Below are 26872 nucleotides of genomic sequence, written 5' to 3'. Positions count from 1 at the left end.
GGTGGCCAGCTCCAGCGAAAGCCAATACCGCTCAGTCGGCTTGCGGGAGCGAATGTTAGTGAAGATAAACCCGAACCGCTCTGACGAACAGTTCCGCGTGCATCGCCACCTGGCATTCGTCGTCCGCCGCTGTGCCAGCAGCCGCTCTGGGTCAAGGTTTTCGTTCCTGCCGGATTAATTCCCGATAGACCATCGTGGGGGGTGGCCTTTCGCTGTGGCACAGCTACACTCGCATCGTCGGGTAGCATCGTCGCGCAGCGTCTCTGGCCGCTCGGGCGTGTCACCCAGATCTTCTGGTCATTACTGCTGGAATAAAAAAATGAAAAATAATAATAGCTTGTTGCGCCATGTGCCCTGGGTGCTGCTTGCGTTCATTGGGGCCTGTGCCCTGGGGGTCGTCGCGCTGCGCCGCGGCGAAGCGATCAATGCCTTGTGGATCGTGGTGGCTGCGGTCGCCATCTATCTGGTTGCCTTCCGTTACTACAGTCTGTTCATCGCCAACCACGTCATGCAACTCGACCCGAGCCGCGCGACGCCGGCGGTGGTCAACAACGATGGCCTGGACTACGTTCCGACCAACAAACACATCCTGTTCGGCCACCACTTCGCGGCCATCGCCGGTGCAGGCCCGCTGGTAGGCCCGGTACTTGCGGCGCAGATGGGCTACCTGCCCGGTACGCTCTGGCTGATTGCCGGCGTGGTCCTGGCTGGCGCCGTGCAGGACTTCATGATCCTGTTCCTCTCCACGCGCCGTAACGGCCGTTCGCTCGGTGACATGGTCCGCGAAGAAATGGGCCGTATCCCCGGCACCATCGCGCTGTTCGGCTGCTTCCTGATCATGATCATCATCCTCGCGGTGCTGGCGCTGATCGTGGTCAAGGCCCTGGCCGAGAGCCCGTGGGGCATGTTCACGGTGATCGCCACCATCCCGACGGCGATCTTCATGGGCGTATACATGCGCTACATACGCCCGGGTCGTATCGGTGAAATCTCGCTGATCGGCGTGGTGCTGCTGCTGGGCTCCATCTGGCTGGGTGGCGCGGTCGCGGCCGACCCGGTATGGGGCCCGCGCTTCACCTTCACCGGCGTGCAGATCACCTGGATGCTGGTCGGCTATGGTTTCGTCGCCGCCATGCTGCCGGTGTGGCTGCTGCTGGCACCGCGCGACTACCTGTCGACCTTCCTGAAGATCGGCACCATTCTCGGTCTGGCCATCGGTATCCTGATTCTCGCGCCAGAGCTGAAAATGCCGGCCCTGACCCAGTTCACCGACGGCACCGGCCCGGTGTGGAAAGGCGCCCTGTTCCCGTTCCTGTTCATCACCATCGCCTGCGGCGCGGTGTCGGGCTTCCATGCGCTGATCTCGTCGGGCACCACGCCCAAGCTGTTGGATAACGAGGTCAACGCCCGTTACATCGGCTACGGCGGCATGCTGATGGAGTCCTTCGTGGCCATCATGGCCATGGTCGCCGCTTCGGTGATCGAGCCGGGCGTGTACTTCGCCATGAACAGCCCGGCGGCCATCGTCGGCAGCGACGTGATGACGGTCGCCGCCAAGGTCTCCGAATGGGGCTTCGCCATTACCCCCGAGCAGTTGACCGCTACGGCGGCCGACATCGGCGAGCACACCATCCTGGCCCGTGCCGGTGGTGCGCCGACCCTGGCCGTGGGTATCGCGCAGATCCTTCACCAGGTCCTGCCGGGTGAAAACACCATGGCCTTCTGGTACCACTTCGCGATTCTCTTCGAGGCGCTGTTCATCCTCACGGCAGTGGACGCCGGTACCCGTGCCGGTCGCTTCATGCTGCAGGACCTGCTGGGCAGCTTCATTCCGGCCCTCAAGCGCACCGAGTCGTGGGGTGCCAACGTGATCGGCACCGGCGGCTGCGTGGCACTGTGGGGCTACCTGCTGTACCAGGGCGTGATCGACCCGCTGGGTGGTATCAACACGCTGTGGCCGCTGTTCGGCATCTCCAACCAGATGCTCGCCGGTATCGCACTGATGCTGGCCAGCGTGGTGCTGGTGAAGATGAAGCGCCAGCGCTACGTGTGGGTCACCGCGTTCCCGGCCGCCTGGCTGCTGATCTGCACCGTGACCGCCAGCCTGATCAAGCTGTTCGACGCCAACCCGGCGGTCGGCTTCCTGGCCCTGGCCAAGAAATACTCCGCCGCCGCCGACGCGGGGCAGATCCTGGCGCCGGCCAAGAACATGGACCAGATGCAGCACGTCATCCTCAATGCCTACACCAACGCGGGCCTGAGTGTGCTGTTCCTGTTCGTGGTCGGCAGCATTCTGTTCTACTCGCTGAAGGTCGGCAGCAAGGCCTGGAGCAAGGCCGAGCGTTCCGACAAGGAGGCGCCGTACCAGGCCATGCCGTCCGGGTCGCAGGTGTGAGTCGTGTGATGGGAGTAACTGCAGATGTTCAATGACCTTGGCCGGCTCGGCAAATACCTGGGCCAGGCTGCCCGCCTGATGGTGGGCATGCCGGACTACGACACCTACGTCGAGCATATGCAGAACAAGCACCCGGACCAGCCGGTGATGAGCTACGAGGCGTTCTTCCGCGAGCGCCAGGAAGCCCGTTACGGTGGCAAGGGTGGGCCGAAGTGCTGTTGACCCCCTGATCCATGCTGGACCCCGCGCGCCACAGGTGAGAGCCTGTGGCGCGTTTTTGTTTTCTGCTTCACGCATCCTGCCAAGGAGCCTTCATGAGCGAGTTGCAACCCATTCCCGTCACCGTGCTGACCGGCTTTCTCGGTGCCGGCAAGACCACGCTGCTGCGCCACATCCTCAAGGCCGAGCACGGCCTGAAAATCGCGGTGATCGAGAACGAATTCAGTGATGCGGGCATCGACAGCCAGTTGCTCGGCGACGAGCCGGTGCAGGTCATGACCCTGTCCAACGGCTGCGTGTGCTGCAGCATCCACACCGACCTGACCAAGGCCCTGTTCCTGCTGCTCGAACGCCTGGACAGCGGCGAGATCGCCTTCGACCGCCTGGTAATCGAATGCACTGGCCTGGCCGACCCGGCACCGGTGGCGCAGACCTTCTTTATCGACGAAGAATTGCGCGAGCGTTATATCCTCGACGGCATCATCACCCTGGTCGACGCCGCGCATGCCGACGTGCACCTGACCCAGACCATCGCCCAGGCGCAGATCGGTTTCGCCGACCGCCTGCTGGTGAGTAAGCGTGACCTGGTCGACGAGGCCCACTTCGAGGCGCTCAGCACGCGCCTGGGGCGCATCAACCGCCGCGCGCCGATCCGTACCGTGGACCACGGTCGTATCGATCTGGCCGAGCTGCTGGACGTGCGTGGCTTCAACCTCAACGCCGACCTCGGCGGCAGCCTGACCCTGCGCCCGGTGGCGCCTACCGGCAGCAATGGCGACCGGATCTCCAGCCTGGTGCTGCGCACCGAGCAGCCGCTGGACATCGACCGCCTCAGCGACTTCATGAACGAGTTGCTGGAAGACCACGGCAAGCAGCTGCTGCGCTACAAGGGCGTGCTGAACATTGCGGGCGAAGCACGACGCCTGGTATTCCAGGGCGTGCTCAAGCTCTACGGCTTCGACTGGGACAGCGAATGGGCCGAAGACGAACAGCGTGAAAGCGTGATCGTGTTCATTGCCGATGAGCTGCCGGAAGAGAAGATTCGCGCGGGGTTTGCGGCGTTGGCTACGAATTAGCGCGTAGTTCAGGTTTCGCAACGCAAGAGAAGCCTTGGGCTTCGCTTGCCGAGCGTCCTTGCGAAACCTAACGTACGCTACAGGCGCCGACCTCCTCTTGAGTGAAAGGCGGTGTGTTTATACCCAGTCGATATTTGCAGTAGTCCTTGAGGGCCTGCCATTCGGTATCGCTCAACTCGCTCCGAGGTCTTCTGTATCGGTCACTCGTGTAGATATTTTCAAACCTCATTTTTAATGTGGGGTATTTCTTGATGAAAATCATGAGGCGTGGATCCTCCATATCCTGCGATATGTAATAGCCCACATAGAGATGAGCGACCGCGGCCAGCGCAATGATGCAAAGTGTTTTTTTCATGTTCCGGCAGGTTGTTGAAGTTGTGTGATTGAGCGAATGGCCCGTACGAGTTCCATGCCCACATTGCCTGGGCAGATTTTTCCTGCGGTACCTTGGTCCGGATATTCCCGGTGACCTCCAAAATGGGTGATTACGAACAGGCTTTTAAGTGCTTCGATGAGGTTTATCGTGGCGTCGACCTGCTGGGAGGGAATCTGCTGCGTCGTATCGATACCCAGGGCGTTCAGCTTTGATCTTGCAAAGGCGACCCAGTCACCGCCTTCCTCGGGAAACGTCAAGTTATTGAGCAGAACAATCCCAATGATGCCCGTGTTATGGCCGAGCACGCTGGCACCCTTGAAGCGCAGGTCCCTGCCTTCATAAATGGTGCCGAAACAATCAACGGCGTAGTGGTAACTAATGTCATCGAACCCTTTGGCGTGATGAGTCTTCTGAGTGTTCAGAACCTGCTCCGAACTTGCACTGCATGAGTAACTCCTACCCGCATGGTGCAGGGCAATCATGCTGTAGTCCCAATCAGGCTCTAGCGGGGCCTTGGGGGCCAACGCCTGCCATGCCGATCGCTCGATGAAGTCGCGACCCGACTCCCGGATCATTCCGATCAGCGCTTCTCGCGCCGCCGCACGGTCATTGACGGTAACCGTCACGGGTACCCGTGCTTGCCCTTCACGCACTTCCTGAGCCTGTGCCGTGATCTTGAAACGTCGGTCGGGCCGTGCGAGTTCGTCCAGCAAGCGGGCTGGCGCCCTGAACATCACATGGAGCGATATCGATGAGTCGGGTGATGGCGCCTGTACGTGTGCGAGCCCGGCGGCGTCGGTAAGCCCGGTGATTTCCTCATTGCCCACCATCGCGATGAAGGGCCGGTGGGCCAGAGGCCGGCGCGTCTCGCTATCGATGGCCTGAAATGAGCAGGCATAGCTTTGCGGGGTGGTGGGTGCCTTGTCGGGGTCGATCAGCGCGCCGGCCTGGCGCGCGTGCTGTTCCAGCTGGGGATCGGCCAGCAAGGCCTGCAGGCGTTGGTCGTCCAGCCGGCCCTGTTCATCCATAACGCCCAGGCGTGCGAAGTCCACCACCAGGGGAGGCCGCTGTGTACCGTTCTGGCTGCCACCAAAAGTGTCGCCGCTGCCAGCCAGTACGGCGCCGCCGTGGCTGCTCAGGCTGCCCAGGTGCGCCATGGGGCGGCCGTTGACCAGGATATGCGGGAACCCGCTGACCAGCACCGCGCCGCAGCCGCTGCGGTCACCGACTCGGGCCACGGGCAGGCCGTTGACCTGAACATCGGCTGCCCCACTGACCAGCGGCGTGATGCCGTGCAGGGGAAGGGGACAGGCGTGCAGGTCGGTAAGGCGGGAGATGCGGATCATGATCAGCCTCGGGATGCGTAGGGAAGGGCATCCTGCCGGAGCTGACCGGGGCGTTATGTAGGGCGATTCTTCATCGCATATGCAGTATGGCCTCTGTGGCTGTAGGGCAGGCCTTGGGCAAACCGCACAAACGAAAACGCCCGGCACTGTGGCCGGGCGTTCTCATGCTGCGGGTAACGGTGCTATCAGGCGCCGTACACCGGCAGGCGGGCACAGATGGCCTTGACCTTCTCACGAACGGCGTCGATCACCGCTTCGTTGTTCAGGTCGGCGAGGATGTCGCAGATCCAGCCAGCCAGTTCCTTGCACTCGGCTTCCTTGAAGCCGCGAGTGGTAACGGCCGGGGTGCCGAAGCGCAGGCCGGAGGTGACGAACGGCGAGCGTGGGTCGTTGGGTACCGAGTTCTTGTTCACGGTGATGTAGGCGCGGCCCAGGGCGGCGTCAGCATCTTTACCGGAAATGTCCTGCTTGATCAGCGACAGCAGGAACAGGTGGTTCTGGGTACCGCCGGAAACCACGTCGAAACCGCGCTCGATGAACACCTGGGCCATGGCCTGGGCGTTCTTCACCACCTGCTGCTGGTAGGCCTTGAACTCAGGCTGCAGCGCTTCCTTGAAGCACACGGCCTTGGCGGCGATGACGTGCTCCAGAGGGCCGCCCTGGGCGCCTGGGAACACGGCGGAGTTGAGCTTTTTCTCGATGTCGGCGTTGGCGCGTGCCAGGATCAGGCCGCCACGTGGACCGCGCAGGGTCTTGTGGGTGGTGGTGGTGACCACGTCGGCGAACGGCACCGGGTTCGGGTAGACGCCAGCGGCGACCAGACCGGCCACGTGGGCCATGTCGACGAACAGGTAGGCACCGACCTTGTCGGCGATGGCGCGGAAGCGCGGGAAGTCCAGCACCTGCGAGTAGGCCGAGAAACCGGCGACGATCATCTTCGGCTTGTGCTCGACGGCCAGGCGCTCGACTTCGTCGTAGTCGATCAGGCCATTGGCGTCGATACCGTACTGGATGGCGTTGTACAGCTTGCCCGAGGAGCTGACGGCGGCGCCGTGGGTCAGGTGACCGCCGTGAGCCAGGCTCATGCCCAGAATGGTGTCACCGGCCTGCAGCAGGGCCAGGTAGACGGCGGCGTTGGCCTGGGAGCCGGCGTGCGGCTGGACGTTGGCGTAGTCGGCACCGAACAGTTCCTTGGCGCGGTCGATGGCCAGTTGCTCAACCACGTCGACGTATTCGCAGCCACCGTAGTAGCGCTTGCCCGGATAGCCTTCGGCGTACTTGTTGGTCAGGGCCGAGCCCTGAGCTTCCATGACGGCCGGGCTGGTGTAGTTTTCCGAAGCGATCAGCTCGATGTGCTCTTCCTGGCGCACGGCTTCCTGCTCCATGGCGGCGAACAGATCGGGGTCGAACTTGGCGATAGTCAAATCACGGCTGAACATGGCAGTCCTCGAGGGCTTGGAGCGAAAAGGGGGGCATTCTACCCCATCGGGCGAACTGTGGCATATGAAAGGCCCTCATCCGACGGGTGAGGCGGCTGCATGTGTTGCGTAGGCTGGGTGAGCGGGGCCGCCAGGCTCAATCGAGCATGAACAGCGCGTCGTTGCTGAACTGCGCTTCGAACTGGCTGGCCGTCATCGGGCGGCCGAACAGGTAGCCCTGCACTTCGTCGCAGCCGTGCTCACGCAGGAATTCCAGCTGTTCGTGGGTTTCCACCCCCTCGGCGATCACCGCCAGGTTCAGGCTGTGGGCCATGGCGATGATCGCCCGGGCGATCTGCGCGTCCTGTTCGCCCGACGGCAGGCCGTCGACGAAGGTGCGGTCGATCTTCAGTACGTCGATGGGGAACTGCTTGAGGTAGTTCAGCGACGAATAGCCGGTGCCGAAGTCGTCGACGGCGATGCTCAGGCCGAGATTCTTCAGCCCGGCGAGGGTCTGCATGGCTTCGCCCACTTCGCGCATCAGGATGCTTTCGGTCAGTTCCAGCTCCAGGCACGCTGGCGGCACGCCGGTGTCCTGCAGGGCGGCCGCGATGCGCTCGCCCAGCTGGCCGTCGGAGAACTGCCGTGCCGAGATGTTCACCGACACCTTGGGCACGCGTACCCGGGCCTGGTGCCAGGCCCTGAGCTGGCGGCAGGCCTCGGCCATCACCCAGTCGCCGACTTCCACCACCAGGCCAAGCTCTTCCAGCACCGGGATGAATTCGCTGGGCGGGACCAGGCCGCGCCGCGGGTGGCGCCAGCGCAGCAGCGCCTCGGCGCCGGTCAGGCGCTTGCCGTCGCCGCTGAACTGCGGCTGGTAGTAGATCTGGAACTCGTGCTGCTCCAGGGCATGGCGCAGGTCGCTTTCCAGTTCCAGGCGTTCCAGTGCGCTGGCGTTCATGTCGGCCTGGTAGAACTGGAAGTTGTTCTTGCCGCGCTCCTTGGCGTGGTACATCGCGGTGTCGGCGTTCTTCATCAGCTGGCTGAGTTCACGGCCATCCTGCGGGCTCAGCGCGATGCCGATACTGGCGGTGACGAAGAACTCCCGGCCTTCGAGCACGAACGGTCGCACCAGGCTGTTGAGGATCTGTTCGGCGACATGGATGGCGCGGTTCAGCGCCAGCTCACGGGTCGCACCGGGATGCAGCAGCAGGGTGAATTCGTCGCCGCCCATGCGCGCTACGGTGTCGTCGTCGGTCACGCAGGCCTGCAGGCGGTTGGCCATTTCCTTGAGCATCCGGTCACCGGCGGCATGCCCGAGGGAGTCGTTGATCGGCTTGAAACGGTCCAGGTCGAGGAACATCAGCACCACCCAGGCACCCTGGCGCTCGGCCTGCAGCAGCGCCGAGTGCAGGCGGTCTTGGAACAGGGTGCGGTTGGGCAGGTGGGTCAGCGCATCGTAATAGGCCAGGCGGTGGATGCGTTGTTCACTGGCCTTGCGCTCGCTGATGTCGCTGAAGAAGCACACGTAGCTGGCCAGGTCGCCTTCTTCGTCGAAGACGGCGGTGATGCCGACCCAGGCGGGGTATTCCTCGCCGTTGCGCCGCCGCAACTGCACTTCGCCTTCCCAGTTGCCGCGCTGGTTGAGCTGCTTGAGCACCAGTTGCAGGTGCGCTTCCTCGTGTTCGACGGTCATCAGGGTCGGCAACTGGTCGAGGACCTGACCGACCGCATAGCCGCTCACCCGGGTGAAGGCGTCGTTGACCTGCACGATATAGCCGGCCGGGTCGGTGATCAGGATCGCCGAGGTCGAGTGCTCGAACACCGTCGCGGCCATGCGCAGGTCCTTTTCCGCGCGCCGCTGCTGGCTGACATCGCGGGCCACGCCGAGAACACCCTCGAAACTGCCCTGCTGGTCCCAGACCAGCGCCAGGCGCAGTTCGATGGGAATCTTGCGGCCGTCGGCGCGCAGGCAGTCGAAGACGAATTGCCGGGTCGCCACTTCATTGCGCAAGCGCTCGAGTTCTTCGGGTTTTTTCAGCGCCTTGCGAATCTGCGAGATCAGGCTGTAGATGCCGGCCAGTTGCTGCGGGTTGGCCAGGGCCGCGCTCCAGCCGTGGCGCAGGACCCATTCGCTGCTGTAGCCCAGCACCGTCTCCACCGAGGGACTGACGTAGTTGAGCCCCAGGCGGGCGTCGGTGGAGAAGATCACGTCGCTGATGCTTTCGGCGAGCATCCGGTAGCGTTTTTCGCTGTCGCGCAGCGACTGGCTGGCGCTCATCTGCTCGGTGATGTCCTTGGCTACACCGATGATCCGCGTGGGCTGCTCGTTCCTGTCCCAGGCCATGGCCTGTTCGCGGATGTCGAAGTGCCGCCAGTTCTGCTCGCGGTCACGAAAGCGCAGCACGCATTGCAGCAGTTCGGTATGCCCGTGATGCCGCTGGCGCAGGCGCATGTCGCGATAACTGTGGGCATCGTCCGGATGCAGCAGCAGCTCCCAGAAGAACTCGCCCATGGCATGCAGCTCGGCCTTGCTGTAGCCCAGGGTCCGCCCCAGATGGTGGTTGCTGTAGATCATGCGCTGGCTGGGCACGTCCTGTACGTACAGGTGGTCGGGGACGGTACGCACCACGTCCGACCAGAAGCTCTCACGGTCCAGCAGCGACAGCTCGATCTGCTTGCGGCTGGTGATGTCGCCGATGCTGAGGATCACCGCATCGTAGTCGTTGTCTTCTTCGGGCAGGCGGACGACCAGCCACAGGTGCTGATCTTCCCCGCCATCGCGGGTCAGGCGGATTTCCAGCTCCAGGCGCGGCTGGCCGCTCAGGACTGCCTGGATGATGCGCGAACCGGTGCCGTTCTGGCTGCGTGAGCAGCCCTCGATCAACTGTTGCCAGGCTTGTTCATTGCCTTCGATGCCCAGCAGGTCGCGTGCCACCTGATTGACTTCGGTGATCCGCACCTGCTGCAGCAGCAGCTTGAGGCGGCCGGGCTGGGTGCGTGCCAGCCTGTCGAACTCTTCGACACTGTCGATGCGCAGGCTGGCGAGCATGGTCGGCAGGGTCGACATGTCCAGCACGCAGATCGCAACCCCGGCCCCTTCGAAAATGTCCTGGTAGCGACGCCGGCTTTCCACCAGCTGGATCTGTCGCCGACGCAGGCTGATCAGCGCGGTCAGCGGCAGGATGGCGAACATCAGGGCGAACACGCATTTGACGATCAGCGGCACCAGCAGTGCCTTGCGCTCGCGCTCGGCATCGAACAGCCCGCGCAGTTGCCAGTCGGTGTTGCCGATCGGCTGTAGCATCACGGTTTCCGGCGTGCCGCCGTTACGATGTGCGTCGCGCGCGATGACCTGCGGCTGCTCGCGGTTTTCCAGGCGCCACAGGAACAGGAAGTCATGCTCGGGCTGCTGGCTCAGCGCCTTCAGGGCGTCCGGGTGCAGGCGCAGCACCCAGTAATCGCCGGTAAAGCCGCCGGCCTGGCGCACCAGCAGGTAGAGGCGTGTGCCGTCTTCAGAGTTGGTGTAGTAGAAAGGTTTGCTCTGGGCTTTCTCGGGCAGGGTTTTCAGCAGCGCCGCATCGTCGGTGCTCGGGGCGCTGTCCTTGATGACCTGGCCGCTCGGGCTGAGCCAGACGACGCTGTGCAGGGCCGGCAGGGCCTGACGCAGGCTGTCGAGGGTCGCGGGCTCGGCCAGCGACTGGCCCATGCTGGTTGCTTCTTCGAGCAGATTGACGCTGACCTGCGCGGTCAGCGCCAGGTTCAGGCTCAGCCGGTCGCTCAATTGGGTGCTGTAGTCCAGGCTGCGCTGGCGCTGGCGCTCCTGGGTCTGCTGGAATTGCTCGAAGGACTGCCAGATCAGCAGCGTCAGCATCAGCAGCACCAGCCCGGCCAGCGCCCCCTTGAGCGAACCTCGCCATGGCGCATGGGCAGAGCCCTTGGAAATACGCAGCGATGAGGTGGGGGTCGGAGTGGGCAAGTCGATGTTCCTGACTACTGGACTGAAGCAACGAATGCGGTGCGAACTGTATGCCCGCCGCCCAGGGGGCGGTTAGCATGCCCTGAGTTGTGGCGAAGAGCCAGCAATTATTGAGCCTGTTCTGCTACCGACCATCATGGCGGTCCAGGGTTCTGCCTGTGCTCGCCAGATTTCTGTTTTATTCAAGGCTGCACAGCAGGTTCCGGCAAGTCTGGCACACTCATTACTTCCCTTATAGGTGAAAACACAGGGCTCATCCGACAATCGCGGTGACGGGATTGTGGCGGGCAGCGCCTGGCATTCGGCCTTGCCGGTTGGCCGGGTGGTGCGCCGCCCCCCTGCCAGCCTTCTTCGAGTTGGGTTAAGCTTGCCCACCCGGAGCGCAGCTGGCCTGTGCTCGTGTGTCGTTTTCAATGCAGCCAGCCCGGTGCCCCCGACCGTGATCGCGCGGCCCGCGCCCGTCCGCTGCTCTCAATCTGACCCATGCAGTCTTTACGGCCCTGCCTGCCAGGCGGGGCTTTTCACTACGTTTTCGAGCGAGGTCCACGTTTTGGCTCAATACGTCTACACCATGCATCGGCTGAGCAAAGTAGTGCCGCCGAAGCGGGAAATCCTGAAGAACATTTCCCTGTCGTTCTTCCCTGGCGCCAAGATCGGCGTCCTCGGCCTGAACGGCTCGGGCAAGTCCACCCTGCTGAAGATCATGGCCGGTGTCGACAAGGAGTTCGACGGTGAAGCCCGCCCGATGCCCGAACTGAATGTCGGTTACCTGCCACAGGAGCCGCAGCTGGACCCGAACAAGACCGTGCGTGAAGTGGTCGAGGAAGCGGTCAGCGTCATCAAGGATGCCCAGGCACGTCTTGACGAGGTCTACGCCGCCTATGCCGAGCCGGATGCCGACTTCGACAAGCTGGCTGCCGAGCAGGCCAAGCTGGAAGCCATTCTGCAGGCGGCCGATGGGCATAACCTGGAGCGCCAGCTGGAAGTCGCCGCCGATGCGTTGCGTCTGCCGGCATGGGATGCCAAGGTCGAGCACCTGTCCGGCGGCGAGAAGCGCCGCGTAGCGCTGTGCCGCCTGCTGCTGTCCGCCCCGGACATGTTGCTGCTCGACGAACCGACCAACCACCTGGACGCCGACTCGGTGGCCTGGCTGGAGCGTTTCCTCCACGACTTCCCGGGCACCGTGGTTGCCATCACCCACGACCGGTACTTCCTCGACAACGTTGCCGGCTGGATCCTCGAACTCGACCGCGGCGCCGGTATTCCGTACGAAGGCAACTACTCGGGCTGGCTGGAGGCCAAGTCGGCGCGTCTGGAGCAGGAATCCAAGCAGCAGAGCGCTCACGAGAAGGCCATGAAGGAAGAGCTGGAGTGGGTGCGCAAAGGCGCCAAGGCCCGCCAGTCGAAGTCCAAGGCCCGTCTGGCGCGCTTCGAGGAAATGCAGTCGCAGGAATTCCAGAAGCGCAGCGAGACCAACGAGATCTACATTCCGGCCGGTCCGCGCCTGGGTGACAAGGTCATCGAGTTCAAGAACGTCACCAAGGGCTACGGCGACCGCGTGCTGATCGACAACCTGTCGTTCGCCATGCCGAAGGGCGCCATCGTCGGTGTCATCGGCGGTAACGGTGCCGGTAAGTCGACCCTGTTCCGCATGATCATGGGCAAGGAGCAGCCGGATTCGGGCACCATCGAGATCGGCGATACCGTGCAACTGGCCTGCGTCGACCAGGCCCGTGATGACCTGGATGGCAGCAAGACCGTGTTCCAGCAGATCTCCGACGGTTCCGACCAGATTCGCATCGGGACCTACGAGATTCCGTCGCGTACCTACGTCGGCCGCTTCAACTTCAAGGGCGGTGACCAGCAGAAGTTCGTCAAGGACCTGTCGGGTGGTGAGCGGGGTCGTCTGCACCTGGCGCTGACCCTCAAGGAGGGCGGCAACGTCCTGCTGCTCGACGAACCGTCCAACGACCTAGACGTGGAAACCCTGCGTTCGCTGGAGGAGGCCCTGCTGGACTTCCCGGGCGCCGCCATCGTGATTTCCCACGATCGCTGGTTCCTTGACCGCGTGGCGACGCACATCCTGGCTTATGAAGACGATTCCAACATCGTGTTCTTCGAAGGCAACTACACCGAGTACGAAGCCGACCGCAAGAAGCGCCTGGGCGATGCGGCGACCCAGCCGCACCGTGTACGGCACAAGAAACTGGCCCAGTAAGCCGTTTCGCTGCACACCAATGGGGCCTTCATGGCCCCATTTTCTTGCCTGGCTGAAAGCGCGGGTCGATCAGGTGCCAGGGTCAGCCTCGATGTCCAGCACCTCGATCAGCCGCTCGCCCGCCGGTCGCTTCCACAACACTTCGTCGCCCGGGCGGGCGCCCAGCAACGCGCGTCCCAGCGGCGAGCCCCAGTTGATCAGGCCATGGGCGGCATCGGCCTGGTCTTCGCCGACCAGTTGCACCCGATGATGGACGTCGTCTTCATCGGCATAGGTGACCCAGCTGCCGATCTGCACTTTGTCGGTGGACAGCGCGGGCGTCACGACCTGGGCACTCTGCAGGCGCTGGGTGTAGTAGCGCAGATCGCGTTCGATATCCACCAGGCTTTGCTTGTCGGCCTTGTCGCCCAGCCCCGATTGCTCACGGTGCCGGGCCTGCAGCTCGCGAACCTGGCCCTGCAGCAGCACCAGGCCGTGTGCAGTGACGTAATTGGGTTGTTCGCTGACCCGCCGCTCCACGGGCTGGCTGGTCTGCTGGGCGTTGTTGTCTTCGTTGACGAAAGCGCGGCTCATGATGGTCCTCCCGGTAGGCAGTATTGGGCATGAGCGTGCCCGATAAGTTTGCCCGACCGCCGCCAGCGCCCGACCGCCGCGTGTAGGGCGCTCACCGTCCGGTGCTTCAGTCCGGGCGGAAGGCCCTGGCCTTGTCGCGGGTCTTCTGTTGCTCCCATTGCCGGTCGCGGTCGTTCATCCAGCCGTTGTTCTCACGGTCCCGGCTGTCCTGCATGGCCTGGCACTGGCGGAATCCGTCGTTCCAACCCTGGGCATAGAGCCGGTCCTTCATGAACCGCGGTACATCCTTGCGGTAGATGCCACCGATCGATCCTGCTGCCTGCCGACCGCTGCCGCAGCCATCCTGGAAGCCATCGGCGAACGGCGGAGGGTAGCCCTCGGCCAGCAACTGGTCATGGGTGGACTGGCATCCTGCAAGCGCCACGATCAAGCCCAACAACGCGATACGCATGTTCATGATCGATTTCCTTGGTGTCTGAACAGAGTCTAGTCAATACCCTGTCCGGACCCAGTGAACGGCTTGTCGGAAATTTGTTCAGTAGTGATACCAGCGGACTTGCAGCATGACCTCGTTCTGGGTTTCGCCCAGATGACTGAAGTCGCGTTGTGCGCTCAGGCGCAGGCCCAGGTTGCGCGTCAGTTCCCATTGCTGGTTCAGGCTGATGCTGCGGCGCACTTCGCCATTGGTGAAGTAATCGCCCTTGGCCTCCAGGCTCAGGTTGCCCAGCGGGTTGCGCCACAGTACGCCGGTATTGAAGCCGGCGGCCGGGGCGACGAACTCGCTGAAATCATTGTTGTGTTCGACGCGCGCGGTGCCCAGGGCAAAGCCCAGCAGGCCATCGGCCAGCTGCCAGGTGCCGCCGCCACCGCCATTGACGTGGCTGACCAGGGTCTGGTCGCCATGTTTGCCTGGCACGCGTTCCAGGCCGCCGGAGACCTGCCAGGACCAGGGCTTGAGCAGCTCGTTGCGCGGTGTCAGCGAGCGGATGGTCGCCAGATCCAGGCGCTGCAGGTGCCAGTCGTTGCCTTCGTACTGGCGCAGCTTCAGTTGCAGGATCTCGATCTGGGCGCCCAGCGGGAAGCCGTAGGCGTTGTCATTGAGGTCGTGATAGGCCATGCGCAGGCCGTACTCGGCGAACGCACGGTCATCGCGGCTGCCCAGGCCGAGCTGCCAGGTGCGCGACTGGTGGCCTTCCTCGGGCAGGCCGGGACGCTCGATGTCCAGTGCCGGTGGCGGATTGCGGTTGATCGCCCGCAGCAGCTCGAAGCTGCGCTGCGCGGCTTGCCTGTCGCGCTCCTGGCCGTTGGCCCGGTAGCGCTCCAGGCGGTAGGCGGCGTCCTGGATCAGCGCACGACGCTCGGCCGGCAGGCGCAGGTATTCGGCACTCTGCAGTTGCGTCGGGTCGGCGCTGACGGCCAGCACCCAGTGTTGTTCTGCATGGTCGAGCGGCTCGGCACGGCCGAGCAGTTCGCGCTCCCGCGAGGGGCGGTAATCGATGCGTTTCACCAGCCCGGCAGCCTTGACCGCCTTGACCGTATCGGTGGGGATGGCAGTCAGGCCGAACTGTTCGGTCAGTTTCAGGCCGGGCCGGGCGATTTCCAGCAGTTCCAGCAGGCGGTAGGAGCAGTTCTCGTCGAAGAAGAAGTAGCGGAAGCGCACCTGCTTGAGTTCCCAGACATGCTCAACCATGCGCTGGGTTTCTTCGGGGCTCAGGTTCAGCTGGTATTCCCACAGGTCGCGGTTTTCCAGGCTGCGGTATTCGGCGAGCTTTTCCTGGTAGGGCACCATGGCGAACAGCCCTGGGTAGCCGCCCGCCAGGCCTTTCCAGGCGTACAGGATGCTGTTGTCGGAGCCCTCGATGTAGGCGCCGAAGTTGATCGCATAGCTGAGCAGGGTGGTGTTGTCGGCCTCGGCGCCGGCCGGGTCGATGCGCAGCAGGGTGTGGCCGAACATCGATGACGGGCTGTTCAGGTAGGCGGCCGGGAACACCAGCACGGCACTGTTGGGCGCCACGTCCTTGAACCACTCGTCGAAGGTCTTGCACGACACCTTGGGCAGGTCGGTAAGTTGCAGTTGCTGGCGTAGCCAGCGGGTGCGCGCCGGATAGACGCACTGCGCATGGGTTTCGGCGTCGCGCACCGGAGCCTGGATGGCCGCCAGGGTCGCACTCAGTTCTGCGCGCGGGTCCTGGGCGCCATCGGCGGCCAGGAAGAATTTCGGGTCGTCGACATAGCTGCGCCAGCCGCCGAGACGGGTCTTTTCATAGTGCCCCAGGGAAATCCAGAACGGGTCGTCGGCCAGTTGCTGCACACGCCGGGCGTCCACAGAGGGGGCTGCGCACAGTGGCGCACAGACGAACAGCGTCAGGCAGGCGAGACGTTTGAGCATTCGGGAGGCAACTTTCGCGGGATGGGAACCCGCCTCCTGTGCGGAGGCGGGGACTGACTCAGGCCTGGGTAGCGTACTTGGCCAGGGTTGGGTCGTTTTTCAGCACATTGAGGGTGTTGGTATGGACATCCTCGGCAGTGACATCAGCCTTGTCGAAGATCTTCCCGAAGTTGTCGTGGGTGACGGCGGCGAAGTGCGCGCGGTCTTGCGGTGCGACGCCCAATACCACGGCATAGGTGGTCAGTGCTTCGCCCTGGCCCATGGCCATGTCCTTGCTCAGCTCATCCATCATGCCGTTCATGGCGATCCACGACTTGCCGCCGTAGGTCAGCGCGCCGGCAGTGGAGCAGCCGTTGGTACCACTGGTCATGCCGAAGGTGGCGTTACCGGAGGTGCCGTTGGTGGTGGAGGCGAGGAAGTGCGCAGGGGTGCCGCGCTGGCCTTCGAACAGCATGTTGCCCCAGCCGCAATCCGGGCCGCCTGGGGCCTGGGCCATGGCGTTGAAAGATGCTGCGGCGAAGAGCGTTCCGAGAAGAATCCGTTTCATAGCTTTATTCTCTTTGTGATCGACCCTTGGGGCCAGGTGTCATGCGTCAATGCATTACTGCAAAAGGCCATGCTGGCCAATGTGCGCAGGTTGGAGTCTAGGCCGTCCGGGCAGGTTCCGTGATTTATTGCGTTTTGTAACCTTACAGTTTGCCCCAAGCCCCTCGCCACAGCGCGTCGGTGTACCTGCACGGCTGCGCAACCGCCTTGCAAGTGGTGTCCGGCGAGCGCCAGAATGCCGCTATCTGCCCGCCTGATGTAAGGAACACTGATGCCCGATTCCGTTGCCGCCAGCCTGCGTCTGGCGCCACAAGCGCTGACCCGACCATTCTCTGCCGAGCAGTTCGCTTTCGCGACCACCAACGACCTCGACCCCTTCCGCGGGGTACTCGGCCAGGAGCGTGCCGTGGAGGCGTTGCAGTTCGGTGTGGCGATGCCGCGTCCCGGTTACAACGTCTACGTGATGGGCGAGCCCGGCACCGGGCGCTTCTCGTTCGTCAAGCGCTACCTCAAGGCCGAGGCCAAGCGCATGCAGACCCCCTCGGACTGGGTCTATGTGAACAACTTCGACGAGCCCCGCGAACCCCGCGCCCTGGAACTGGCGCCTGGCACCGCGCAGGCCTTCATGGCCGATATCAACGGCCTGATCGACAACCTGCTGGCGACCTTTCCGGCCGTCTTCGAGCACCCGACCTACCAGCAGAAGAAGAGCGCCATCGACCGCGCCTTCAACCAGCGCTACGACCGCGCCCTGGACGTGATCGAGCGTCTGGCGCTGGAAAAGGACGTGGCCCTGTACCGCGACAGCTCCAACATCGCCTTTACGCCCATGGCCGATGGCAAGGCGCTGGATGAAGCGGAATTCGCCCAGTTGCCGGAATCCGAGCGCGAGCGTTTCCACGACGACATCGCTGCGCTGGAAGAGCGTCTGAACGAAGAGCTGTCGAGCCTGCCGCAGTGGAAGCGTGAGTCGAACAATCAGCTGCGCCAGCTCAACGACGAGACCATCACCCTGGCCCTGCAGCCGCTGCTCGCGCCGCTGTCGGAGAAATACGCGGAAACCGCCGCGGTGTGCGCCTACCTGCAGGCCGTGCAGGTCAACCTGCTCAAGACCCTGGTCGAACAGCTGGTCGACGATGCCAAGAGCGACGCTCAGGCGCGCAAGCTGCTCGAAGAGCAGTACAGCCCCAGCCTGGTGGTCGGGCATATGCATGACAGCGGTGCACCGGTGGTCTTCGAACCGCACCCGACCTACGACAACCTGTTCGGGCGTATCGAATACAGCACCGATCAGGGCGCGCTGTACACCAATTACCGTCAGTTGCGCCCTGGTGCGCTGCACCGCGCCAACGGCGGCTTCCTGATTCTCGAAGCCGAGAAGATGCTCAGCGAGCCTTTCGTGTGGGACGCGCTCAAGCGCACCCTGCAATCGCACAAGCTGAAGATGGAGTCGCCGCTGGGCGAGATGGGCCGCCTGGCGACCGTAAGCCTGACCCCCCAGGTGATCCCGTGGAACGTCAAGGTGGTGATCATCGGCTCGCGTTCGCTGTACTACACGCTGCAGGACCTGGACGCCGACTTCCAGGAGATGTTCCGCGTGCTGGTGGACTTCGACGAAGAAATCCCCATGGCCGACGAAACCCTGGAGCAGTTCGCCCAGCTGCTCAAGACCCGTACCTCGGAGGAGGGCATGGCGGCGCTGACCGCCGATGCCGTGGCACGCCTGGCCACCTACAGTGCACGCCTCGCCGAGCACCAGGGACGGCTGTCGGCGAAGATCGGCGATCTGTTCCAGCTGGTCAGCGAAGCGGACTTCATCCGCCAGCTGGCCGGTGACGAGTTCACCGATGCCGGGCACATCGACCGCGCCCTCAAGGCCAAGGCCACCCGCACCGGGCGTGTTTCGGCAAGAATCCTCGACGACATGCTGGCCGGCATCATCCTCATCGATACCGATGGCGCGGCAGTGGGCAAGTGCAACGGCCTGACCGTGCTGGAAGTCGGCGACTCGGCGTTCGGTGTGCCAGCGCGGATCTCGGCGACGGTCTACCCGGGCGGCAGCGGCATCGTCGACATCGAGCGCGAGGTCAACCTCGGCCAGCCGATCCACTCCAAGGGGGTAATGATCCTCACCGGTTACCTGGGCAGCCGCTATGCCCAGGAGTTCCCCCTGGCGATCTCGGCGAGCATCGCCCTGGAGCAGTCCTACGGCTACGTCGACGGCGACAGCGCCTCGCTGGGTGAAGTCTGTACGCTGATCTCGGCGCTCTCTCGCACGCCACTGAAGCAGTGTTTCGCCATCACCGGCTCGATCAACCAGTTCGGCGAAGTACAAGCGGTCGGGGGCGTCAACGAGAAGATCGAGGGCTTCTTCCGTCTGTGCGAGGCCCGTGGCCTGACCGGCGAGCAGGGCGCGATCATCCCGCGTTCCAACGTGGCGACCCTGATGCTCGACGAAAAGGTCCTGCAGGCGGTCAAGGCCGGGCAGTTCCACATCTACGCGGTCAGCCAGGCCGATGAGGCGCTGAGCCTGCTGGTCGGTGAGCCGGCCGGGGATCCGGACGAGCACGGCCAGTTCCCTGAAGGCAGCGTGAATGCGCGGGTGGTGCAGCGCCTGCGCGACATCGCCGAAATGCTCAGCGACGAGGAAATTCGCGAAGAACTGGAAAAGGAGCCTGTGCAACTGCCTGCGGAACTCAAGGTCTGATGTGCTGAGGATGCCGGACCGACTTCACGTTCTCCGGCATCCGCTCATCCATTCCTCGCATTTTGTAGGGTTTTTCTTCTATGCTCTTGGGTCAAGCAGTCGCCAGAGAGTGGGGGTGCCGTCGCAGCTTTGCGTCGGTGACCATACCGTCGAAGAGGAGGAGCTCGCCATGCCGCGACGTCTCTGTCTGACCCGCCAGTGCCTGGGCCTGGTGACGCGCATCGAATGCGTGATCCGGCCACTGGGCGATGGTGGCATGTGGACCCTGCTGTTCGCTGCGGGGATGTCGGGTGAACAGCCTTCAGCCATCAAGGCCCAAGGGCCCTTCCAGGGCGCCAGCGCGGCCGAGTCAGTGCTTCAGGCGATTGCCGAGAGCCTGGCGCTGAACGGCTACCGTTGCACGGATGACGTGCCGATCTGGAGCCTGCACCTGCAAAGCGAACTGCGCCGTCTCGGCGGTGGCGTTGCGCACTGCCAGCAGTCTTCTCCGTTCTGAGGCAGGCAGAAAAAGGCGCCCCGCAGGGCGCCAGAGAGGGTCTTGACCAAAGGAGGGGTGAAGACGGCCTCTATCATGGATCGCGTGTCCTTACCGCAGGCTGAGCGGCGCGTGACAGTTTTGTCATTCCTCTCCCAATACTGGGCAGTTAGACCGAGTAGAAGCGGCGTCAGCCGCGAAGCGGCCGCTGTTCAAAACAGATGCAGTGAATTTTCTGGCGCTTTCGCGGCTGAAGCCGCTCCCACCGAGCCACATAACACTAACCGAACAGTATTGATCCTCATCCGGGCCCTGCCAGCACCAGGGTTGATCTCGGCGACATTCTGTCGCGTCTTCAGGGGGGTAACATCTCGCTGATATACTCGCGCGCTCCATCATTACCCCTGTGAGTTTCAATGGAACGCTTCTTAGAAAATGCCATGTATGCGTCGCGCTGGCTGCTGGCGCCCATCTACTTCGGTCTGTCGCTCGGCCTGCTGGCGCTGGGCCTGAAATTCTTCCAGGAAATCTTCCATGTGCTGCCCAACGTGTTCAGTCTGGCCGAGGCCGACCTGATCCTGGTGCTGCTGTCACTGATCGACATGGCGCTGGTGGGTGGCCTGTTGGTGATGGTGATGATCTCCGGCTACGAGAACTTCGTTTCGCAGCTGGACATCGACGAGGACAAGGAAAAGCTCAACTGGCTGGGCACCATGGACTCTTCGTCGCTGAAAATGAAAGTGGCGGCGTCCATCGTGGCGATTTCCTCCATCCACCTGCTGCGGGTGTTCATGGATGCCAGCAACATCCAGCCCGACTACCTGAAGTGGTACGTGATCATCCACATGACCTTCGTCATCTCGGCGTTCGTCATGGGTTACCTGGACAAGCTGACCAAGCACTGAGTGCTGGGCAGGGCAGGTGGGTGCCGTGGCTGCTTTGCGATAGGGGCGTGTAGCGCAAGTGTGCTAGGCTGCCTGACCTTTTACCTCGGGGTGTTCGTTGCGGCCTGTGCGCCGGGCGGGCGCTCCATGCAGCGGAGCAGTGTTAATGTCCGAAGTCAATCTGTCCACCGACGAAACCCGCGTCAGCTACGGCATCGGCCGCCAGTTGGGTGACCAACTGCGCGACAACCCGCCGCCCGGTGTTGACCTGCAGGCGATCGTCGCTGGTCTGACCGACGCGTTCAACGGCCAGCCTAGCCGTGTCGGCCAGGAAGAGCTGTCGGCGGCCTTCAAGGCCATCCGCCAGGTGATGCAGGTCGAAGCTGCCGCCAAGGCCGAGAAGGCTGCTGCCGCTGGTGTGGCTTTCCTGGCCGACAACGCCAAGCGCGAAGGCGTGACCACCCTGGCATCGGGCCTGCAGTTCGAAGTGCTGACCGCCGGTGACGGTGCCAAGCCGACCCGTGAAGACCAGGTGCGCACGCACTACCACGGCAGCCTGATCGACGGCACGGTGTTCGACAGCTCCTATGATCGTGGCGAGCCTGCCGAATTTCCGGTCGGCGGCGTGATCGCTGGCTGGACCGAAGCCCTGCAACTGATGAATACCGGCAGCAAATGGCGCCTGTATGTGCCGAGCGAACTGGCCTATGGCGCCCAGGGCGTGGGCAGCATCCCGCCGCACAGCGTACTGGTGTTCGACGTCGAGCTGCTGGCCGTTCTGTAAACCTGCCGCTGTCCTGCCGGACGAGTCCTGGTGGCTCGCCCGGCGGTGACTGCTTCTTCCCTCATGCCGTTGCCAGTTCTGCTGTCGGGCGCAAGGCCCGCGCGTAGCAGAACAGAAACAGATTGCGCACCAGTTCCTTCAATACCCCGGGCTCGCTCGAGTTGAGGCTGCTGACGTCCAGGTCGCCCTGTTCGCGCAGTTCATCCAGGGCGTCCTGCCCAAGCACCGCACACACTTCGCCGGTTTCGCGATGCAGAATCCGCAGGTAGGGGTGAGGACGGTCCAGCCAGGCATCGATCAGATAAGTCATGTTCCATCTCCTGTGTCAGTGAGATGAGAATAATTCCTATCGAGATAATAGCAAGCCGCTATTGAGATTAATTCGCATTTTCTGCTCGATGGTCGAATCGCGCGCACAAAAAAGCCCGTCCTGGGACGGGCTTGGGCGGCCGCCGTGGATCAGTGGGTGCGGGCGACGGCGAACTCGCTCAGCTCCACCAGGGCGTCACGGTATTCGCTGGCCGGCAGCACTTCCAGGCAGGCGATCGCCTTGGCGGCGAATTCGCGTGCCAGGCGCGCGGTGTAGTCCAGCGCGCCGGAGCTTTCCACGGCCTGGCGGATGCTTTCGAGGTCTTCCAGGCCGCCTTTCTGGATCGCCTGGCGAACCAGTGCAGCCTGTTCTGCGGTGCCCTCACGCATGGTGTAGATCAGCGGCAGGGTGGGCTTGCCCTCGGCCAGGTCATCGCCGACGTTCTTGCCCAGGGTCTCGGCGTCGCCATGGTAGTCGAGCAGGTCGTCCACCAGTTGGAAGGCCACACCCAGATGGTCACCGAAGGTGCGCAGGGCTTCGCTCTGCTCGGCGCTGGCACCGCACAGGGCGGCGGCGCTATGGGTCGAGGCCTCGAAGAGCATGGCGGTCTTGCCGCGGATCACTTCCATGTAGGTCTCTTCGGTGGTGCTGGCGTCACGCACCTTGGACAGCTGCAGGACTTCGCCTTCGGCGATGACCCGCGTGGCCTTGGAAAGGATCTGCATGACCGACATGGAGCCCAGCTCGACCATCATCTCGAACGAGCGTGAATAGAGGAAGTCGCCGACCAGCACGCTGGGCGCATTGCCCCACAGGGCGTTGGCGGTGGAGCGGCCGCGGCGCATGCCCGACATGTCGACCACGTCGTCGTGGAGCAGGGTCGCGGTGTGCAGGAATTCGATGGTGGCCGCCAGCAGGCGCAGATCGTCGCCCTGGTGACCGAGAGCCTTGCCGCTGAGCAGGACGAGCAGGGGGCGCAGACGCTTACCGCCCGCCGAGGTGATATAGTCGCCGATCTTCGAGACCAGCGGTACGCGCGACGTCAGTTGCTTCTTGATGATCAGGTCAACGGCACTAAAGTCGTCCGCCACCGCGCGGTAGAAGGCTTGGGGTTGCATCAGCGACAGGTGCTCCAGATAGGTTGCGCCGCATGCTAGGTCGCGGGTCAGGGTGTGTCAAGGCGTGTCCGCCCGGCACTTGCAAGGCTTCCCGGCCTTGCGTACAATCGCGCACCCTTACTTTCTTGGGCATCACCTGCCTTACGCAATTGCAATCGGGTCTCCTGCCCGATGCAGCCATGCCAGCCGCCACTATTCCTATAAAGAGCTGGGTGAGCAGGAATTTCGGAGATACAACATGTCTTACGCAGTAATCGTTACCGGTGGCAAGCAATACAAAGTCGCCCCAGGTGAATACCTGAAAGTCGAAAAACTGGAAGTCGCCACTGGCGAATCCGTTACCTTTGACCGCGTTCTGCTGGTCGGCAACGGTGACGACGTCACCATCGGTGCTCCAGTCGTTGCTGGCGCTACCGTCGTAGCCGAAGTGGTTTCGCAAGGTCGTCACGACAAGGTTCGCATCATCAAGTTCCGTCGTCGTAAGCACCACATGAAGCGCCAGGGCCACCGTCAGTGGTACACCGAGATCAAAATCACCGGTATTCAGGCGTAATCCAGCCTAATCCTCATTTGGAGAATTGACTCATGGCACACAAAAAAGCCGGCGGTAGTACCCGCAACGGTCGCGACTCAGAAAGTAAACGCCTTGGCGTGAAAATCTACGGCGGCCAGGCCATCGTTCCAGGCAACATCATCGTTCGTCAGCGTGGCACCGAGTTCCACCCTGGCTACGGCGTTGGCATTGGCAAGGACCACACCCTGTTCGCGAAAGTGGAAGGTGTCGTGAAGTTCGAAGTCAAAGGCGCCTTCGGTCGTCGTTACGTGAGCATCGTTCCGAAGGCTGAAGCCTCGGCAGCGTAATCACGCAGTTGCATGAAAAGCCCTGTCCTGCGACGGGGCTTTTTCGTTTCGGTGGTGGTGAGTCTCTTGCAAAGCTGTTTGTGCGAGCGATTGTGATGCGGGCCTGTGCCTTCGGTTGTTGATCGGTATCGCAACGCTCATTTTTGCAAGGGGCTTATGAATTCATGTGGTTCGGCTCGTCCTCGTGACGGGAGCAGGCGTTATGAAATTTGTTGATGAAGTATCGATTCGGGTCAAGGCCGGTGATGGTGGCAACGGATGCATGAGCTTCCGTCGCGAGAAGTTCATCGAGAACGGTGGTCCCAACGGCGGTGATGGTGGTGATGGTGGTTCGGTGTTCATGGTCGCCGACGAAAACCTCAACACCCTGGTCGACTACCGCTATACGCGGCATTTCGAAGCCCAGCGTGGCGCCAATGGCGGCAGCACCGACTGCACCGGGCGCAAGGGTGATGATCTGTTCCTGCGCGTGCCGGTCGGCACCACGGTGATCGATGCCGGCACCCAGGAAGTCATCGGTGACCTGACCAAGGACGGCCAGCGCCTGATGGTTGCTCAGGGCGGCTGGCACGGCCTGGGCAACACCCGTTTCAAGTCCAGTACCAACCGTGCGCCGCGCCAGACCACGCCGGGCAAGCCGGGCGACCAGCGTGACCTGAAGCTGGAGCTGAAAGTGCTGGCTGACATCGGCCTGCTGGGCCTGCCGAATGCCGGCAAGAGTACCTTCATTCGCTCGGTGTCTGCGGCCAAGCCGAAGGTGGCGGATTATCCGTTCACCACGCTGGTGCCGAACCTGGGCGTGGTCAGTGTCGACCGCTGGAAGAGCTTCGTGATCGCCGACATTCCGGGGCTGATCGAGGGTGCTTCCGACGGTGCCGGCCTGGGCATTCGCTTCCTCAAGCACCTGGCGCGTACTCGCCTGCTGCTGCACTTGGTCGACATGGCGCCGATGGATGAGTCCGACCCGGCCGACTCGGCCGAGGTGATCATCAATGAGCTGATCCGCTTCAGTCCGGCGTTGGCTGAGCGTGATCGCTGGCTGGTGCTGAACAAGTGCGACCAGTTGCTGGAAGATGAGCAAGAGGAGCGCAAGCGCGAAATCGTCGAGCGCCTGGGTTGGACCGGTCCGGTGTACGTGATTTCGGCCATTGCCCGTGAAGGCACCGAGCGCCTGTCGCGTGACATCATGCGCTACCTGGAAGATCGTGCCGATCGTCTGGCGCATGACCCTGAGTATGCCCAGGAGCTGGCTGAACTGGATCAGCGTATCGAGGATGAGGCGCGTGCCCAGCTGCAGGCCCTGGATGACAAGCGTGCCCTGCGCCGCAGCGGCGTGAAGAGCGTCGATGACATCAGTGATGATGACGACTGGGGCGATGACCTGGACGACGAAGATGGTCCGGAAATCATTTACGTCCGTGAGTGATGGCTTGCAGTAAACTAACGCCGCTTTCGAGCGGCGTTTTTGCGTTTTGTGTCCTGAATTCGAATTGAAAAAAGCTCTCTGGCTAAGGTTGGAAAGATGATGCGCAGCAAAGTGACGGGTGCCCGGCGCTGGGTCGTGAAAATCGGCAGTGCCTTGCTGACCGCTGATGGCAAGGGCCTGGACCGCTCGGCGATGAGTGTGTGGGTCGAGCAGATGGTGGCGTTGCATGAAGCAGGCGTCGAGTTGGTGCTGGTGTCCTCCGGGGCGGTGGCAGCCGGCATGAGCCGTCTGGGCTGGGTGACCCGACCGAGCGCGATGCACGAGCTGCAGGCGGCGGCTGCCATTGGCCAGATGGGTCTGGTGCAGGCCTGGGAGTCCAGCTTTGCCGAGCACGACCGGCACACGGCGCAGATTCTGCTGACTCATGACGACTTGTCCGACCGCAAGCGTTACCTGAATGCCCGCAGCACCTTGCGTACCTTGGTGGAGTTGGGCGTGGTGCCGGTGATCAACGAGAACGACACCGTGGTCACCGATGAAATTCGTTTTGGTGACAACGACACGCTCGCGGCGCTGGTGGCCAACCTCGTTGAGGCGGACCTGCTGGTTATCCTTACCGACCGCGATGGCATGTTCGATGCCGACCCGCGTAATAACCCTGATGCGCAACTGATCTTCGAGGCGCGCGCCGATGATCCGGCGCTGGACGCCGTGGCGGGTGGTACCGGGGGGGCGCTGGGGCGTGGCGGCATGCAGACCAAGCTGCGTGCTGCGCGCCTGGCGGCGCGTTCCGGTGCGCACACGGTGATCGTCGGTGGTCGTATCGAGCAGGTTCTGTCGCGCCTCAAGGCGGGCGAGCAGCTGGGTACGCTGCTGTCGCCCGAGCGCGAAATGCTCGCCGCGCGTAAGCAGTGGCTGGCGGGGCACCTGCAGACGCGTGGCACGCTGGTGCTGGATGCGGGGGCGGTGAATGCCTTGGTGGCAGATCACAAGAGCCTGCTGCCAGTGGGCGTGAAAATGATCCAGGGCAGCTTTCGTCGCGGCGAGATGGTGGTCTGTGTGGGGCCGGATGGTCGTGAGGTCGCGCGGGGCTTGAGCAACTACAGTGCGATCGAGGCGCAGAAGATCATTGGTCAGTCCTCCGAGGCCATCGTGCGTGTGCTGGGCTACATGGCCGAGCCCGAGCTGGTGCATCGCGACAACCTGATTCTGGTGTGAGGGTGTCGATGCGCATGCTCAAGGCGGGATTGGCGCTGTTGCTGGCCTGGCCGGTGCTGGCGGCGGCTGAAGAAGTCGGGCAGGTCTCTACGGTGTTCAAGTTCCTCGGCCCTAACGATCGGATCGTGGTCGAGGCTTTCGATGATCCCAAGGTGGCGGGAGTGACCTGCTACCTGTCACGGGCCAAGACCGGCGGGGTGAAGGGTGGCTTGGGGCTGGCGGAGGATCGTGCCGAGGCTTCTATCGCCTGTCGCCAGGTGGGGCCGATCCGCTTCGTGGGTGAGCTGAAGGAAGGTGAGGAGGTGTTCAAGGAGCGCACCTCGCTGGTGTTCAAGACCATGCAGGTGGTGCGTTTCCTGGACAAGAAGCGCAATACGCTGGTTTATCTCGTCTACAGCGACCGGCTGATCGAGGGCAGTCCGCAGAATGCGGTGACTGCCATTCCTATCCTGCCCTGGCCGAGTTCGCCTGCCGCGCCTTGAGCGCTGCTTTCGCTGCCTGGGCTTGCGGGGTGGCAAGGTCTGAGCGTTGTGGGTGTGCTGCAGCCTTCGTGG

The 26872-nt window shown here is 63.1% G+C and carries 22 protein-coding genes; 13 read left to right on the top strand and 9 right to left on the bottom strand.

Features of this window, described 5'->3' with window-relative positions:
• The first annotated feature begins 319 nt into the window (after positions 1–319).
• The 3 genes from RRX38_RS12765 to yjiA all read left to right on the top strand — a co-directional run bounded on the left by RRX38_RS12765 (position 320) and on the right by yjiA (position 3690).
• Positions 320–2395 (top strand): carbon starvation CstA family protein, encoded by a 2076-nt coding sequence (locus RRX38_RS12765; protein ID WP_295473210.1) that lies wholly within the window; start codon positions 320–322, stop codon positions 2393–2395.
• A gap of 24 nt (positions 2396–2419) precedes the next feature.
• Positions 2420–2617: a YbdD/YjiX family protein gene (locus RRX38_RS12760; RefSeq protein WP_295473208.1), complete on the top strand. Its 198-nt coding sequence runs from the start codon at positions 2420–2422 to the stop codon at positions 2615–2617.
• Positions 2618–2709: 92 nt separating this feature from the next.
• Entirely contained in the window at positions 2710–3690 is a 981-nt protein-coding gene (gene yjiA / locus RRX38_RS12755; protein WP_315959499.1) for a GTPase, read from the top strand.
• 351 nt (positions 3691–4041) lie between these two features.
• On the opposite strand, the gene RRX38_RS12750 is transcribed toward yjiA, so the two are convergent.
• The 3 genes from RRX38_RS12750 to RRX38_RS12740 form a co-directional block, all read right to left on the bottom strand.
• Complete coding sequence (locus RRX38_RS12750; protein WP_315959498.1) at positions 4042–5412, bottom strand: PAAR domain-containing protein; 1371 nt, start codon at positions 5410–5412, stop codon at positions 4042–4044.
• Between the two features lie 185 nt (positions 5413–5597).
• Entirely contained in the window at positions 5598–6851 is a 1254-nt protein-coding gene (gene glyA / locus RRX38_RS12745; protein ID WP_295473203.1) for a serine hydroxymethyltransferase, read from the bottom strand.
• 136 nt (positions 6852–6987) lie between these two features.
• Positions 6988–10809, bottom strand: a complete 3822-nt coding sequence (locus RRX38_RS12740) for an EAL domain-containing protein (protein WP_410524826.1) — start codon at positions 10807–10809, stop codon at positions 6988–6990.
• A 550-nt stretch (positions 10810–11359) separates the two neighbouring features.
• Between RRX38_RS12740 and ettA the strand changes: the two genes are divergently transcribed.
• Entirely contained in the window at positions 11360–13027 is a 1668-nt protein-coding gene (gene ettA / locus RRX38_RS12735) for an energy-dependent translational throttle protein EttA (protein ID WP_295473201.1), read from the top strand.
• A 69-nt stretch (positions 13028–13096) separates the two neighbouring features.
• On the opposite strand, the gene RRX38_RS12730 is transcribed toward ettA, so the two are convergent.
• The 4 genes from RRX38_RS12730 to RRX38_RS12715 form a co-directional block, all read right to left on the bottom strand.
• Complete coding sequence (locus RRX38_RS12730; protein ID WP_295473199.1) at positions 13097–13600, bottom strand: GreA/GreB family elongation factor; 504 nt, start codon at positions 13598–13600, stop codon at positions 13097–13099.
• A 106-nt stretch (positions 13601–13706) separates the two neighbouring features.
• On the bottom strand, positions 13707–14057 hold the full coding sequence (locus RRX38_RS12725; RefSeq protein WP_295473198.1) for a hypothetical protein: 351 nt from the start codon (positions 14055–14057) through the stop codon (positions 13707–13709).
• A gap of 78 nt (positions 14058–14135) precedes the next feature.
• Positions 14136–15989: a DUF4105 domain-containing protein gene (locus RRX38_RS12720; protein WP_315959497.1), complete on the bottom strand. Its 1854-nt coding sequence runs from the start codon at positions 15987–15989 to the stop codon at positions 14136–14138.
• A gap of 58 nt (positions 15990–16047) precedes the next feature.
• The gene (locus RRX38_RS12715; protein ID WP_295473194.1) at positions 16048–16536 is read right to left on the bottom strand and encodes a DUF3015 domain-containing protein; all 489 of its coding nucleotides are present in this window, start codon (positions 16534–16536) and stop codon (positions 16048–16050) included.
• A 270-nt stretch (positions 16537–16806) separates the two neighbouring features.
• Between RRX38_RS12715 and RRX38_RS12710 the strand changes: the two genes are divergently transcribed.
• The 4 genes from RRX38_RS12710 (at position 16807) to RRX38_RS12695 (ending at position 21385) form a co-directional block, all read left to right on the top strand.
• Positions 16807–19242 (top strand): Lon protease family protein, encoded by a 2436-nt coding sequence (locus RRX38_RS12710; protein ID WP_295473192.1) that lies wholly within the window; start codon positions 16807–16809, stop codon positions 19240–19242.
• 169 nt (positions 19243–19411) lie between these two features.
• Positions 19412–19738 carry a hypothetical protein gene (locus tag RRX38_RS12705; RefSeq protein WP_295473190.1) on the top strand — a complete coding sequence of 109 codons (327 nt, stop codon included), beginning with the start codon at positions 19412–19414 and terminating at the stop codon, positions 19736–19738.
• A gap of 395 nt (positions 19739–20133) precedes the next feature.
• Complete coding sequence (locus RRX38_RS12700) at positions 20134–20622, top strand: TIGR00645 family protein (protein WP_295473189.1); 489 nt, start codon at positions 20134–20136, stop codon at positions 20620–20622.
• 145 nt (positions 20623–20767) lie between these two features.
• Positions 20768–21385 carry an FKBP-type peptidyl-prolyl cis-trans isomerase gene (locus RRX38_RS12695; RefSeq protein WP_315959496.1) on the top strand — a complete coding sequence of 206 codons (618 nt, stop codon included), beginning with the start codon at positions 20768–20770 and terminating at the stop codon, positions 21383–21385.
• Positions 21386–21446: 61 nt separating this feature from the next.
• On the opposite strand, the gene RRX38_RS12690 is transcribed toward RRX38_RS12695, so the two are convergent.
• Positions 21447–21695, bottom strand: a complete 249-nt coding sequence (locus tag RRX38_RS12690) for a hypothetical protein (protein ID WP_315959495.1) — start codon at positions 21693–21695, stop codon at positions 21447–21449.
• A gap of 149 nt (positions 21696–21844) precedes the next feature.
• A complete protein-coding gene (locus RRX38_RS12685; RefSeq protein ID WP_315959494.1) occupies positions 21845–22813 on the bottom strand; it encodes a polyprenyl synthetase family protein in 969 nt (322 codons plus the stop codon).
• Between the two features lie 238 nt (positions 22814–23051).
• On the opposite strand from RRX38_RS12685, the gene rplU reads away from it, so the two are divergent.
• From rplU to RRX38_RS12660, 5 genes are all read left to right on the top strand, one after another.
• Positions 23052–23366: a 50S ribosomal protein L21 gene (gene rplU / locus RRX38_RS12680; RefSeq protein ID WP_295473181.1), complete on the top strand. Its 315-nt coding sequence runs from the start codon at positions 23052–23054 to the stop codon at positions 23364–23366.
• A 32-nt stretch (positions 23367–23398) separates the two neighbouring features.
• Positions 23399–23674 (top strand): 50S ribosomal protein L27, encoded by a 276-nt coding sequence (gene rpmA / locus RRX38_RS12675; RefSeq protein ID WP_295473179.1) that lies wholly within the window; start codon positions 23399–23401, stop codon positions 23672–23674.
• Positions 23675–23876: 202 nt separating this feature from the next.
• Entirely contained in the window at positions 23877–25100 is a 1224-nt protein-coding gene (gene cgtA / locus RRX38_RS12670; RefSeq protein ID WP_315959493.1) for an Obg family GTPase CgtA, read from the top strand.
• A gap of 99 nt (positions 25101–25199) precedes the next feature.
• The gene (gene proB, locus RRX38_RS12665) at positions 25200–26318 is read left to right on the top strand and encodes a glutamate 5-kinase (protein WP_295473238.1); all 1119 of its coding nucleotides are present in this window, start codon (positions 25200–25202) and stop codon (positions 26316–26318) included.
• Between the two features lie 8 nt (positions 26319–26326).
• Complete coding sequence (locus RRX38_RS12660) at positions 26327–26800, top strand: CreA family protein (RefSeq protein ID WP_315959492.1); 474 nt, start codon at positions 26327–26329, stop codon at positions 26798–26800.
• Positions 26801–26872 lie beyond the last annotated feature (72 nt).

Source organism: Pseudomonas sp. DTU_2021_1001937_2_SI_NGA_ILE_001, assembly GCF_032463525.1.
Classification (GTDB): Bacteria; Pseudomonadota; Gammaproteobacteria; order Pseudomonadales; family Pseudomonadaceae; genus Aquipseudomonas.
Note: the sequence above shows the minus strand (reverse complement) of the source record. Positions and strands in the feature narration are given on the sequence as shown.